The sequence below is a fragment of the Nonomuraea sp. CA-143628 genome, assembly GCF_050942315.1.
In the GTDB taxonomy this organism is placed as follows: domain Bacteria; phylum Actinomycetota; class Actinomycetes; order Streptosporangiales; family Streptosporangiaceae; genus Nonomuraea.
In genome coordinates, this window is sequence record NZ_CP192072.1 from 7,256,387 (window position 1) to 7,269,500 (window position 13,114).

At 71.5% G+C, this 13,114-nt stretch carries 10 protein-coding genes; 6 read left to right on the plus strand and 4 right to left on the minus strand.

Annotated features, from left to right (window positions below; genetic code table 11):
• Positions 1–183: 183 nt before the first annotated feature.
• The 6 genes from ACQP2T_RS33325 (at position 184) to ACQP2T_RS33350 (ending at position 8,088) form a co-directional block, all read left to right on the plus strand.
• Complete coding sequence (locus ACQP2T_RS33325; RefSeq protein ID WP_433508856.1) at positions 184–1,632, plus strand: aldehyde dehydrogenase family protein; 1,449 nt, start codon at positions 184–186, stop codon at positions 1,630–1,632.
• Positions 1,629–3,347: a thiamine pyrophosphate-binding protein gene (locus ACQP2T_RS33330; protein WP_433508857.1), complete on the plus strand. Its 1,719-nt coding sequence runs from the start codon at positions 1,629–1,631 to the stop codon at positions 3,345–3,347. The genes ACQP2T_RS33325 and ACQP2T_RS33330 overlap by 4 nt, the downstream gene beginning before the upstream one ends.
• 107 nt (positions 3,348–3,454) lie before the next feature.
• A complete protein-coding gene (locus ACQP2T_RS33335; protein ID WP_433508858.1) occupies positions 3,455–4,600 on the plus strand; it encodes an ABC transporter substrate-binding protein in 1,146 nt (381 codons plus the stop codon).
• A gap of 7 nt (positions 4,601–4,607) precedes the next feature.
• Complete coding sequence (locus ACQP2T_RS33340) at positions 4,608–5,477, plus strand: branched-chain amino acid ABC transporter permease (RefSeq protein ID WP_225292901.1); 870 nt, start codon at positions 4,608–4,610, stop codon at positions 5,475–5,477.
• Positions 5,474–7,390 (plus strand): branched-chain amino acid ABC transporter ATP-binding protein/permease, encoded by a 1,917-nt coding sequence (locus ACQP2T_RS33345; RefSeq protein ID WP_433508859.1) that lies wholly within the window; start codon positions 5,474–5,476, stop codon positions 7,388–7,390. The genes ACQP2T_RS33340 and ACQP2T_RS33345 overlap by 4 nt, the downstream gene beginning before the upstream one ends.
• Positions 7,387–8,088, plus strand: a complete 702-nt coding sequence (locus ACQP2T_RS33350) for an ABC transporter ATP-binding protein (RefSeq protein WP_358542884.1) — start codon at positions 7,387–7,389, stop codon at positions 8,086–8,088. The genes ACQP2T_RS33345 and ACQP2T_RS33350 overlap by 4 nt, the downstream gene beginning before the upstream one ends.
• 70 nt (positions 8,089–8,158) lie before the next feature.
• On the opposite strand, the gene ACQP2T_RS33355 is transcribed toward ACQP2T_RS33350, so the two are convergent.
• The 4 genes from ACQP2T_RS33355 to ACQP2T_RS33370 all read right to left on the minus strand — a co-directional run bounded on the left by ACQP2T_RS33355 (position 8,159) and on the right by ACQP2T_RS33370 (position 13,113).
• Positions 8,159–8,950, minus strand: a complete 792-nt coding sequence (locus tag ACQP2T_RS33355; RefSeq protein WP_433508860.1) for an N-acyl homoserine lactonase family protein — start codon at positions 8,948–8,950, stop codon at positions 8,159–8,161.
• Entirely contained in the window at positions 8,947–10,284 is a 1,338-nt protein-coding gene (locus ACQP2T_RS33360) for an MFS transporter (RefSeq protein ID WP_433508861.1), read from the minus strand. The genes ACQP2T_RS33355 and ACQP2T_RS33360 overlap by 4 nt, the downstream gene beginning before the upstream one ends.
• Positions 10,285–10,448: 164 nt before the next feature.
• Positions 10,449–11,114: a TetR/AcrR family transcriptional regulator gene (locus tag ACQP2T_RS33365; protein WP_357953133.1), complete on the minus strand. Its 666-nt coding sequence runs from the start codon at positions 11,112–11,114 to the stop codon at positions 10,449–10,451.
• On the minus strand, positions 11,080–13,113 hold the full coding sequence (locus ACQP2T_RS33370; protein WP_433508862.1) for a bifunctional sugar phosphate isomerase/epimerase/4-hydroxyphenylpyruvate dioxygenase family protein: 2,034 nt from the start codon (positions 13,111–13,113) through the stop codon (positions 11,080–11,082). The genes ACQP2T_RS33365 and ACQP2T_RS33370 overlap by 35 nt, the downstream gene beginning before the upstream one ends.
• Position 13,114 lies beyond the last annotated feature (1 nt).

The following is a 13,114-nucleotide window of genomic DNA, read 5'->3' on the forward strand; positions in this document are numbered from 1 at the left end:
GTCCTCACTTGTCGGTCGAAGGTGAACTCCTGCTCACCCTCTCATGCGGTCCGTACGCTAACACTCGGTCCATTATACGGTCCAGACGTTCCACTACGCGGTTCCTCTTGCGCGGACTGAGATGTCCTCATACTTTGAGCAAGTCCACAGTGCGGTTCTGATGCACCACCTAGTGGAGTCGAGATGGATGCGATCTACCAAGCGGGCTGTCTGGTCGCCGGGACGTGGCTGACAGACGGCCCGGCGGCCGAGCGGACCGGCCCCTACCTGCGCCGGACGGTCAGCCGGGCCCGTACGGCGACCCCCGACGACATCACGCGGGCCCTGGCCTACGCCGGGCCGGCCGCCAAGGCGGTGGCGCGGCTGGCCCCGGCGACCAGGGCCGCGATCCTCGAGCGCGCCGCGGCCGAGGTCACGGCCCGCGGCGAGGAGCTGGCCCGGCTGCTGGCCGTCGAGCTCGGCAAGCCGGTCAAGGACGGGCGCGGCGAGGTGCTGCGGGTGGCCGACACGCTGTCGGTCTCGGCGGCCGAGGCCAGGGCGCTGGGCGGGGAGGTGCTGCCGGTGGCCGGCTGGGCACGCGGCGTGGGCAACACCGCGCTGACCTGCCGCGCTCCCGCCGGTCCCGTGCTGGCGATCACCCCGTTCAACGCCCCGGCGAACCTGCTGGCGCACAAGCTCGGGGCCTCCTTCGCCGCGGGCAACACCACGATCGTCAAGCCGCCGCCGCAGGCGCCCGCGGTCTCGACGGAGCTGGTGCGGATCCTGCTCGACGCCGGGATGCCGGTCGAGGCCGTACAAGTGCTGCACGGCGGCGCCGACGTGGGCGCGCGGCTGTGCGCCGCGCCCGAGATCGCGGTGGTCAGCTTCACCGGCGGCGTGAGCGCCGGCGCCGCCGTCGCGCGCGCCGCCGGGCCCAAGCGGGTGCTGCTGGAGCTCGGCGGCAACGCCGCCACGATCGTGTGCGAGGACGCCGACGTGGCCGAAGCGGCGCGGGTCTGCGCGCGCACCGGCTACAGCAACTCGGGCCAGAGCTGCATCTCGGTGCAGCGGGTCTACGTCCAGCGCGGCAGGTTCGAGGAGTTCGTGGCCGCGCTGACCGCCGAGGTGAAGTCCCTGGTCGTCGGCGATCCGCTGGATCCGGCCACCGACGTCGGCTCGATGGTGGACGACGACGCCGCCGAGCGGGTGGTCCGCTGGGCCGGCGAGGCGGCCGGCCAGGGCGCCGCGATCACGACCGGCGGCGCCCGGTCGGGGGCGGTCATGGAGCCGACCGTGGTCGCGGCGCCGCCCGCCGATGCCCGGCTGGTCCGCGAGGAGGTCTTCGGCGCGCTCGTCGCCGTGCTGCCCTACGACGGCTTCGACGAGGTCATCGAGGCGTGCAACAGCAGCCGGTACGGCCTCCAGGCCGGACTGTTCACGCATGACGTGCGGCGGATCGTCCGGGCGTGGCGGGAGCTGGAGGTCGGCGGGCTGGTGGTCAACGGGTCGTCGAACTTCCGCCTCGACCACGTCCCCTTCGGCGGCGTCAAGGACTCCGGCATCGGCCGCGAGTCGCCGCGCTGGATGATCGAGGACTTCACCGTGACCAAGACCCTCCTGCTGCGGGGCCTGACCATCTGGGGAGAAGAATGACCGCCACCGCCGCGCACGCGCTCGTCGCGCAGTTGGAGGACCTCGGCGTCACGCACGTCTTCGGCACCTGCGGCCACACCAACATCGCCGTGCTGGACGCGCTCGCCGACAGCCGGATCCGCTTCGTCATCGCCCGGCACGAGCAGGCCGCCGCGCACGCCGCCGACGGCTACGCCCGCGTGTCGGGCAAACCCGGCGTGCTGCTCGTCCACGTCGGCCCCGGCCTGACCAACGCCACCACCGGGGTGCTGACCGCGGCGCTCGACTCGGTGCCGCTGGTGGTGATCTCCGGCGACGTCCCCTCCTACTACCACGGGCGGCACCCGCACCAGGAGATCAACCTGCACGCCGACGCCGACCAGGCGGCCGTCTTCAGGCCGTTCGTCAAGCGGGCGTGGAACGTGCACCGCGCCCAGGATCTCGGCCGGGCCGTGGAGCGCGCCTTCTGGACGGCGACGACGGGCCGGCCGGGCGCGGTGCTGGTCAACGTGCCCATGGATGTCTTCTCCAGGCCGGCCGAGCCGTACCCGCCCATCAGTGCCGCCGAGCCGCCCGGCCTGTCGGCGGACGTGGCCGAGCGGATCGCGGCGGCGCTCGCCGGGGCCGAGCGGCCGCTGATCTACGCGGGCGGCGGCCTGCGCGACGCCGCCGACGGGCTGCTCCGCCTGGCCGAGCACCTCGACATCCCGATCGCCCACTCGCTGATGGCCAAGGGGGCCGTGCCGGACGCGCACCCCCTGGTCCTCGGCATGACCGGGTTCTGGGGGCTGGAGCTCACCAACGACTACGCCCGGGAGGCCGACGTGGTGCTGGCGCTGGGCACCCGCTTCGCCGAGACCGACTCGAGCTCCTGGGACCCCCGCTTCACCTGGACGCTCGGCGGCAAGGGCCGGCTGCTCCAGATCGACCTCGACCCGGCCGAGATCGGCCGCAACTACCCGGCGGAGATCGGCGCGGTCGCCGACGCCGCGCTGTCGATCAGGGCGATCGCCGCGGCGGCCGCGGCGCACCCGGGGGTGAGCCGTCCCGCGCTGCGGGAGCGGATCCACGCGGCCAGGTCGGAGCTGTTCGGCGCGAGCAGGGAACGCGGGCGCGGTGACGACTTCCCGCTGCGGCCCGAGCGCATCCTGGCCGACCTGCGCGACTCCGTCCCCCCGGACACGATCCTGGTCACCGACGTCGGATGGAACAAGAACGGCGTGGCGCAGTGCTACGAACTGCCCTCCGAGGGCCGGTTCATCACCCCCGGCGGCGCGTCCACCATGGGCTTCGGCCCCGCCGCCGCCGTCGGCGCGCAGCTCGCCGCGCCGGACAGGACCGTGGTCGCGCTGATCGGCGACGGCGGCATGGGCGCCCAGCTGCCCGCCGTGCCGCTGGCCGTCGAGCTGGGCGCGCCGGTGATCTTCGTGGTCATGAACAACCGGTCGCACGGCACGATCTCCGACCTGCAGTCCGCCCACTTCGGCCGCAGCCACGGCTGCGACTTCACCGATCCCGCCGGACGGCCCTACAGCCCGGACTTCGCCGCCCTGGCGCGGGCCTGCGGGGCCGACGGGCACACGGTCGCCGCGCCCGGCGATCTCCATACGGCGCTGCGCGAGGCGGTGGCGGACCGGCGGCCCGCGGTGATCGACGTGCCGATGGTCAACGAGCCGGTCCCGACCCCCGGGCACTGGAACATCAAGGACATCTACCAGGGCGTCTTCCCCGCCTGAAACCGTTGCGCGTTCGATATTTCCTCTGGTCACACCCGGCCGTATAACTAACGTACTAGTTCGTGCATTACACGGCCATGTCGAACTCCCCCCAAACGAGGTGAACCGTGTTTCCCGCGAGATTCCCCATCGCCGCCGTAGCGGTCATCGTCACACTGACCGCCTGCTCCGCCCCGGGACAGCAGTCCGGCAAGCAGGCCGACGCCACCGGACCCATCAAGGTCGCCAACATCAACGCCCAGAGCGGCCAGCTCAGCTCGCTCGGCAAATGGGAGAACAAGGGCGTCAAACTGGCCGTCGACGAGGCCAACAAGGCCGGCGGCGTCAACGGGCGGCAGATCCAGCTCGACCTGTTCGACGACCAGGGCGACCCCACGGTCGGCACGAACCTGGCCAGGAAGATCGCCGGTGAGGGCTACGTCGCCATGCTCGGCACCGCCGAGAGCGCCGTCACCCTGGCCATGGCGCCCATCCTCAAGGACGCCGGGATCCCGAACATCACCTCGGGACAGTCGCCCAAGCTCGCCGCGCTCAAGAGCCCGTTCCTGTTCCTCAACGCGCCGACCAGCGTGACCTACGACGAGACCTTGGCCAAGCACCTGGTCGACGACAAGGGCTACAAGAAGATCGCGCTGATCAGCAACAACGGCACGTACGGCGCGGGCGAGCACGACGCGTTCCTGGCCGCGCTCAAGACCAGGAACATCACGCCCATCGCCGACGAGGCCGTCACCCCCGACCAGAAGGACTTCAGCGCCTCCCTCACCGCCATCCGGCAGAAGAACCCCGACGTGCTGTTCGTCGGCGCCGAGGAGGTCGAGTCCGGGCTGATCGCCAAGCAGGCCCGCGAACTGGGGCTGAAGGCGGTCCTGGCGGGCGGCGCCCCCATGGGCACCGACGTGTACGTGACCACCGCGGGCGCGGACAACGCCGAGGGCTCGGTCATCAGCTCGCCCTACCTCAGCAACGACGCGAACCCGGCGAGCAAGACCTTCTCGGCCGCCTACCAGGCCGCCTTCGGCGAGGCCGCCGAACTGCACGGCGCCAAGGCCTACGACGGAGCCAAGATCCTCATCGAGGCGCTCAAGCAGACCAAGGGCGCCGGCGGCCGGCCGCTCGCCGACGCGATCCGCGCGGTCAAGCACGACGGCCTGCTCGGCGACTTCGCCTACGACGATTCCGGGGTGGGCATCCACGCGACCCAGATCGGCCTCATCAAGGCCGGGAAGATCGTCGCCGAGTCGGCCGGCTAGGAGTACCGTGCAGGTCTTTCTGCAGACCCTCATCGGCGGCGTCACGTTCGGCGCGGTGTACGCGCTGGTCGCCATGGGCTTCTCGATCGTCTACCGCACCATGGGCCTGGTGAACTTCGCCCACGGCAACGTGGTGATGATCGGCGCCTACGCCGCCTCCAACCTGTACATGTTCGCCAAGCTGCCCTTCCCCGTCGCGGTCGCGGTGGCCATCGCGGTGACCGCGCTGATCGGCCTGGTCATCGAGCGGGTGCTGCGCCCGCTGGAGAACAAGGACTTCGACCTCATGCTGATCGGCACGATCGGCTTCGGCACCGTGCTGGAGGCCGGGGCGATCCGCGTGTTCGGCGCGACCGGCCACGCCGTGCCGTCGCCGGTGGCGACCGCGCCGCTGGACGTCGCCGGGATCAAGATCCCGACCTACAGCCTGCTGGTCATCGCCGTGGCGGCGGCGGCCACGGTCCTGCTGGGGCTGTTCCTGCAGCGCACCAAGCGCGGCGCGGCCATGCAGGCGGTCGCGATGGACCACGAGGCGGCCACCGCCGTCGGCATCCACGTCGGCCGCAGCAACGCCATGGCCTTCGCCATCGGCGCGGGCCTGGCGGCGCTGGCCGGCGGCCTCATCGGGCCGATGCTCTACGTCAACCCCACGATGGGCGGCTCACTGGGCATCAAGGGCTTCGCCGCCGCGATCTTCGGCGGCTTCGGCAGCATGCGGGGCGCGATCGCCGGCGGCATGGCGTTCGGGCTGCTCGACTCCTTCGCGGCCGGCCATTTCCAGGAGTACTCGGAGCTGGTGACGTTCCTGGTCTTCGCCGCGATCGTGATGGTCCGCCCCACCGGCATCTTCGGAGAGACGACGGTGAACCGAGCGTGAAACGGCTGATCCCCCTCATCACCGCCGCCGTGGCGGCCTGGCTGCTGCCGTACGGGCTGGGCGGCTACGCCATCCACGTCGTCGACGTGGCGATCATCTTCGCGGTCCTCGGCATCGGCCTCGGGCTGGCCATGGGCGTGGCCGGGCAGATCAACCTGGCGCAGATCGCCTTCTTCGGCGTCGGCGCCTACGCCGTCGCCATCCTCACCACCCGGGCCGGGCTCGGCTTCTGGACCGCCGCCACGCTGGCCCTGCTGGCCGCCGTCCTCGTCGGGCTGCTGGTGGGCCTGCCCGCGCTGCGGATGCAGTCGCACTATCTGGGCATCGTCACGCTCGGGCTGGCGCTGGCCTTCGTCAACTGGATCACCAACGCGACCATTGCCGGGCGGGCCGAGGGCATCAGCGACATCCCGGTGCCGCCGCTGTTCGGGGTGGACCTGTCCAGTGAGTACCTCTTCTACTACGTCGAGCTGGTGGTGTTCGCGCTCGCGCTGGCGTTCGCGCTGTTCGTGACCCACTCGCCGCTCGGGCGGCGGCTGCGCGCCATGCGCGACGACGACCTGGCCGCCGGCGCGCTCGGCGCGGAGATCCCGCTGCTGCGCATGACCGCCTTCGTGCTGTCCGGCCTGTACGGCGGGATCGCCGGGGTGCTGTACGCCGGGCTCATCCGCTTCGTGGCGCCGGAGACGTTCAGCATCGCCAACATGTTCCTCCTGCTGGCCATGGTGATCATCGGCGGCCGGCGGAGCATTTTCGGCTGCGTCGTCGGGGCGGTGGCGCTGTCGCTGGTTCGGGAGGCGCTGCTGGATGTGTCCGCCTACGCCCAGCTTGGCTATGGCAGCGTGGTCGTCCTCGTGGTGGTCTTCGCCCCCACCGGGCTGGCCGGACTGCCCGCCCGGCTCCGGCGCCGCCGGGCCGCCGGGGCGAGAGCCGCACTGGGCGCCTTCCAGCCGTACGACCGCGCGGATGGCTTGGGCGACGGCCGGGCGGACGGGCAAGCGCACGACCGGACCGATGACCGAGTGGGCGCGGACGCGGGCGTGGGCCTGCTGGAGGTCGGCGGCGTGACCATGCGGTTCAAAGGGCTGACCGCGCTCGACCAGGTGTCGCTCACGATCACGGCCGGCGAGATTCGCGGCGTCGTCGGGCCGAACGGGTCGGGCAAGACGACGCTGTTCAACGTCGTGAGCGGCTTCTACACGCCGACGTCCGGCCGGGTGCTGTTCCGAGGGCGGGAGGTCACCGGCGCGGCTCCGTACCGGCTGTCGCAGCTGGGGGTGGCCCGCACGTTCCAGAACCTGCGGCTGTTCGGCGACCTCACCGTACGGGAGAACATCCTGGTCGGCCTGGATCGCACGCGCACGCGCTGGGTCTGGCGTTACCTCGCGCTCCCCTGGAGCGTGCTCGGGTTCGAGCGGGCGCTGCGGATGCGGGCCGATGAGCTGATCGACCGGTTCGGGCTGCGGGACTTCGCCGAAGCCGCGCCGCGCGCGCTGCCGTACGGGATCCAGCGGCGGATCGAGATGGCCCGCGCGATGGCGATGGCGCCCGCGCTGCTGCTGCTCGACGAGCCGGCGGCCGGGCTCAACGGCGAGGAGGTACGGCAGCTCGCCGAGATCGTCCGCTCGATCAGGGACTCCGGCGTGACGGTCGTGGTGATCGAGCACAACATGGGCCTGGTCATGTCGCTGTGCGACCGGGTCACCGTGCTGTCCGGCGGAAAGGTCATCGCCGACGGCGCGCCCGCGGACGTCGCCGTCCAGCCGGACGTGGTCGCGGCCTACCTGGGCGATTCGATGTCCGCACCGTCCCGGACCGCCGCGGAGTCCGCCGCCGAGTCCGGCACTGGCTCCGCCGCGGAGTCCGATGCCGACTCTGATGCCGGGTCCGCTGCCGAGGAGGCCACCAGATGAGCACGCTGATCGTCGAAGGACTGTCGGTGCACTACGGCGGGGTGCGGGCCGCCCGCGACGTGAGTTTCACGGTGGAGCCCGGCCAGTCGCTGGGCATCATCGGCGCCAACGGGGCGGGCAAGACCTCCACGCTCAAGGCCGTCATGGGCCTGGCGCCCCGGCAGGCCCGGCGCATCGCCTTCGGCGCGCACGACCTGCTGCGAGCGCCCGCGCACACCCTGGTCCGCCACGGCATCGGGTACGTCCCCGAGGGGCGGCACGTGTTCCCGGGACTCTCCGTGGAGAAGAACCTGCTGCTGGGCGCCTACACCGGCAACTGGAAGCGGACGCCGATCGGCGAGGTCTACGACCTGTTCCCGGTGCTCGGCGAGATGCGGCACCGCCTGGCGGGGGCGCTGTCCGGGGGTCAGCAGCAGATGCTGGCGATCGGCCGCGCGCTCATGTGCCGCCCCCGGGTGATGCTGCTCGACGAGCCCTCTATGGGGCTGTCGCCGATCCTGGTCGAGGAGATCGTGACCGGGCTGAAGAGGCTGAACGCCGACGGGCTGAGCATCCTGCTGGTCGAGCAGAACGCCAAGCTCACCTTCGATGTCACCTCCGCCTGCCTGGTCATGGAGAACGGGGAGATCGCGGCCACCGGCACCTCGGCCGCCCTACGGGTCGACCCCCAGGTCCGGCGCATCTACCTCGGCCTGTGAGCCCTTCCGGTCCTGCCGCCGCTGCCCGCCCGCGCTCCCGCAGGTCCTCCGCCGGTGCTCCCGCAGGGTGCTATGGGGCGATCACGGCGACCCGGCCGCTCAGGGGCCCGGTGAGCGGCGGGAAGCGGGTGAGTACCTCGGGGTCGTGGCCGGGCACCACCAGATGCGGACCCTCGGCGAGCTCGTTGATCCGGTCGAAGGCCCCGTACATGCCGGTCATGCTGTGCAGGATCGGGAACGGCCGGTCGTCCTCGATGTTCTCGAAGAAGTGGCTCGCGTCCGAGGCGATCACCACGTGGCCGCGCGCGGTCCGGACCCGTACCACCTGCATGCCCGCCGTGTGCCCGCCGACCAGGTGGACACTCAGCCCGGGGACCACCTCGGCGTCGCCGTCGAGCAGGTCCATCCGGCCTTCCTTCTCCGCCGCCCGCAGCCGCGCCACGTCGTCCTCGTCCATCAGCCAGCGCTCCCTGGCGACGCGCCGGGACCAAGGGCCGGTCCAGTAGTCGAGCTCGGCGCGCTGCAGGACGTACCGGGCGGCGCCGAAGTCGCGGGCCGTACCGGTGTGGTCGTAGTGCAGGTGGGTGAGCACCACGTGGCCGACCGCGTCGGCGTCCACGCCCAGCTCGGCCATCGTCTCGGCGGGTGCGGCCAGGTAGTCGAGGCCGTCGATCCCGGCGGCGCGGGCGCGGCTGATGCCGGTGTCGATGACGACGGTGTGCCGGTCGGAGACGGCCAGCCAGGTGTAGTAGGCCGTCGGGTGCGGTTCGCCCGCCCGCCCGTCGTGACCGTGGAAGTGCTCACCGCGCAGGGCGTCGCGCCGCGCGTACTGGATGGCGTAGACACGGAACTCCTCGCTCACGTCGCGCGCGCCGTCGCGGTCGGTGCGGGGGTGGCGGGCTTGACGCCGAGCTGGTCGGTGGGGATCCGGTACGTCTCCCGCGCCGTGGCCACGGCGGCCACGTTGATCAGGCACAGCGCCGCGGTGAGCAGTGAGACGCCCAGCCAGCTGTCCCGGCCCGTCCCCGCCACGGCCGTGGCGAGCGTGGGCGCGAACCCGGCGATGGCGAACCCGATCTGCGTGCCGATCGCCATCCCGGACAGCCGTACCCGGGTGCTGAACATCTCCCCGTAGAACGAGGGCCAGACCCCGCTGGTCGCGCTGTGCACGACACCGAACATCAGGATCCCCGCCACGAAGATCAGCGGATAGCCGCCGGCCGAGATCGCCCAGAGGTAGGCGGAGATCAGCACCGCGCACCCCAGCGAGCCGCCGATGAACACCGGCTTGCGCCCCACCCGGTCCGACAACTTCCCCCACAGCGGGATCGTGATCACCGCCGCGACATTGGCCAGCACGCCGACCCACAGCATCGGTGCGCGTTCCAGCCCCATCGTGTTGACCGCGTACGACAGCGCGTGCACGGTGAAGATCGTGCTCACCGACGCGATCACCGCGGCCACGATCACCCGCAGGACGTCCGTCCCGTGCTCGCGGAACAGCACGACCAGCGGCAACTTGGCGACGCCGTTCTCGGCGACCTCCCGCTCGAAGGCGGGCGTCTCCTCCAGCGTGCGGCGGATCACGAACCCGACGGCCGCCACCACGATGCTCAGCCAGAACGGCACCCGCCAGCCCCAGCTCAGCAGCTGCTCCTCGGGCAGCGCCGCGATCGGCAGGAAGATCGCGGTCGCGATGATCTGCCCGGCCTGCGTGCCGTTGAGCGTGAAGCTGGTGTAGTAGGCGCGGCGGCCCTCCGGGGCGTGTTCGAGGGTCATGGAGTTCGCGCCCGCCTGCTCACCCGAGACGGAGAAGCCCTGCAGCAGCCGCAGCACCACCAGCAGCACCGGGGCCAGCACCCCAACCTGGTCGTAGGTGGGCAGGCAGCCGACCAGGAACGTCGACAGCCCCATCAGCACCAGCGTGGAGACCAGCACCTTCTTGCGCCCGAACTTGTCCCCCACGTGCCCGAGCACGAACGCGCCGACGGGCCTGGCCAGGTAGCCGACGCCGAACGTGGCCAGGGCCAGCAGCGTTCCGGTGCCCGGGGCGGACGAAGGGAAGAAGACCTTGCCGAAGACCAGGGCGGCGGCGGTGCCGTAGATGAAGAAGTCGTAGTACTCCAGGGCGCTGCCGATCCAGGCGGCGATCGCGGCCTTGCGCGGCTTTCCCTGGGGAGTGGGGATGTCGGTCACGGGGCTCCTCCCGGGTGAGAATAGCCCCGAAACTAACTCACTGGTTCGTACATTACAAGGGTGTGAACGAACCGTCTCCCGAGCGGCCGAGATCGGGTGCGGCCGTCCGGCCGCAGGTGGGCGGCACTACACGGGGCGTCGACACACTGCGCGAGGCGCTGACGCTACGCCGGAGCGCCGGCGCCACGCAGGTAGGCGACGGTCAGCTCGCCGACCATCGTGCGCAGCCTGGCGCGGTGCTCCGGCGCGGTCATGTCGCGGCCGAACAGCGCCCCGAACGTGTGCTGGTTGGCGACCCGGAAGAAGCAGAACGCGCTGATCATCATGTGCACGTCTATGGCATCGGCCTCGGTGACGAAGTCGCCGGACTCCTGTCCCGCGTCGAGGATGCGGGAGATGATGTCGAGCACGGGCGCGCCCAGGTTGGCCAGCACCTCGGACTTGCGGATGTGCTCGGCCTCGTGGATGTTCTCGATGCCGACCAGTTTGATGAAGTCGCGGTGCGCGTCGTGGTGGTCGAACGTCAGCTCCGCCAGCGTGCGGATGGCCTCCACCGGCGCCAGGTGCGCCACGTCGACGGTCCGCTCGGCGGCCCGCACCTCGGTGTACGCCTTCTCCAGGACCGCGATGTAGAGCTGCTCCTTGCCGCCGAAATAGTAGTAGATCATGCGCTTGGTGGTGCGCGTCCGCTCGGCGATCTCGTCCACCCTGGCGCCGGCGTACCCGTGCCGCGCGAACTCCCGCTGCGCGACCTGAAGGATCTCCGCCTTGGTCCGGTCGGCGTCACGCTGACGTTCACCGGCGGCGCGAGCGAGTGGCTGCGAGGTCATGGGGCTCCACGGTCGGGCCGACGGGGGTCGCGTTAATCCTAGATGACGGCTGTCCTTGCGAGGCGTGTCCTTCCCGTGCGGCGCCTTCCCGCCCGTGGCCTTCCCGTGCCGCGCCTTGCCGTGCGTGGCCGCCATCCCGGGCGTGCTGGGCGGCCAGGCGGACGGGCGCGTTGGCGGCGCCGTACCCCTGATAGCCGCCGACGCGCTGGACGAGCTCGAAGAACACCCGCCCGGCCGTGATCGTGTACAGGTGGAGGAACTCCCCGTGCTCGTCCCTGTCGTACAGCAGGCCGAGCTCCCGCAGCTCGGGGGGCACGTCGTACCGGGCGGCGAGGTCGTCGTAGTAGTTGGCGGGGACGGCGAGCAGCAGGTCAGGGTGTACGGCGCGCAGCCTGCGGGCGGTGGCCACGATGTCGCCGCAGGCCAGGGCGATGTGCTGCCAGGGGATGTGCTGGGCGCCGACCTGGTTGATGTTGAGCACCATCCGTACGGCGCCATCCGCCGTGGACATCGCCTTGCTGCGGAGCAGGCCGTAGGGATCGGGGACCTCCAGGCTCTCCTGGGGACGCAGGCCGAGGACGGTGCGGTAGAACAGCGCGGCCTCGTCGAAGTGGTGCCTGGGCTGGGTGAGCGCCACGTGGTCGATGTGCGTGATGCCCCCAGCGGCAGGTTCACCCGCCGCGCGGGGCTCGAAGTCGTCGGTCCAGGTGGAATGGTCGGGATGTCCGGTTCGGCAGAAGAAGAGCTCGGTCCCGTCCGGTGCGGCGATCGCGTCCAGCCTGGCGTCCCTAGGGGCGCGGTGGCGGGGCAGGACCGGGGACAGCAGCGACTCGGCGCGCCGCACGGAACCAGCGGGGTCCGGGCTCTCCAGCCCGATCGCCGCGAGCGCGGGTCCTTCGCCGGTGGCGTTGAGCAGGATCCGGGCCTCTCCCTGCTCCCAGAGTTCGACCGGTTTGTGGGCATGCGTCCCGGTGCGGACGAACCCGAGCGCCGCCAGCAGCCCGCCCAGCTCGTACGCATGACCGGATTGCCCCCCACGCGACTCCCCCGCTCCAGACAGGTCGGCGGGAGGGACGGAGAGCTCGGCGAACGCGAAGCCGGACGGGATGACCGGGGACGGGACGACCGGTGCCAGTCGGACGGGAGCCGTGCTGGCCGGGGACGGGATCGGCGGGGTCGCGGCGCGTCGCAGGGCGGTGGCCTCCTCCAGGGCGATGAGCGACCGCATGGCGTCCAAGGCCGTCCGGCCGGCGTCGGCCTGCCGGAAGCCGTCGTTGAACACCTCCAGCGACAGCGGCCCCGCGTACCCGGCGTCCAGCACGTGGCTCACCAGTCCCGCCAGGTCGAAGGTGCCCTGGCCAGGGAAGCACCGGTAGTGCCTGCTCCACTGCAGCACGTCCATCGCCAGCAGCGGCGCGTCGGCCAGCTGGAGGAAGAACACCCGGTCGCCCGGGATCGCCTCGATGCCGATCGGGTCGGAGCCGCGCGACAGGATGTGGAAGCTGTCGAGGCAGGTGCCGAGGTTCGGGTGGCCGGCCATGCGGACGATCCGCCAGGCGTGCAGGTATTCGTTGACGTGCCTGCCCCAGGCCAGCGCCTCGTAGGCGATCCTGATGCCGTGCCCGGCGGCGCGTTCGGCGAGCAGGCTCAGCTGCTCGGCGGCCAGCTGGTCGTCGTCGGCCGCGTCGGGCGACACGCTGGAGCAGACCAGCAGCGTGGTGGCGCCGAGGCGTTCCATCAGCTCGAACTTGCGCTCGGCCCGGCGCAGGTTGCGGGCCAGCACGTCGCCGGGCACCGCCTCGAAGTCGCGGAACGGCTGGTACAGGTCGATGCCGAGACCCAGATCCCTGGCCCGTGCCTGCACCTCCTCCGGGCTCAGCGGGGAGACGAGCAGGTCGTTCTCGAAGATCTCCACGCCGTCGAAGCCCGCGGCGGAGATGGCGGTCAGCTTCTCCGCCAGCGTCCCGCTGACCGAGACGGTGGCGATGGACTTGCGCATG

Excerpts from the sequence above, each read along its gene's own strand:
- ACQP2T_RS33370 (WP_433508862.1), bottom strand. The coding sequence starts at position 13,113 with ATGCGCAAGTCCATCGCCACCGTCTCGGTCAGCGGGACGCTGGCGGAG.
- ACQP2T_RS33330 (WP_433508857.1), top strand. The coding sequence starts at position 1,629 with ATGACCGCCACCGCCGCGCACGCGCTCGTCGCGCAGTTGGAGGACCTC.
- ACQP2T_RS33365 (WP_357953133.1), bottom strand. The coding sequence starts at position 11,114 with ATGACCTCGCAGCCACTCGCTCGCGCCGCCGGTGAACGTCAGCGTGAC.
- ACQP2T_RS33350 (WP_358542884.1), top strand. The coding sequence starts at position 7,387 with ATGAGCACGCTGATCGTCGAAGGACTGTCGGTGCACTACGGCGGGGTG.
- ACQP2T_RS33325 (WP_433508856.1), top strand. The coding sequence starts at position 184 with ATGGATGCGATCTACCAAGCGGGCTGTCTGGTCGCCGGGACGTGGCTG.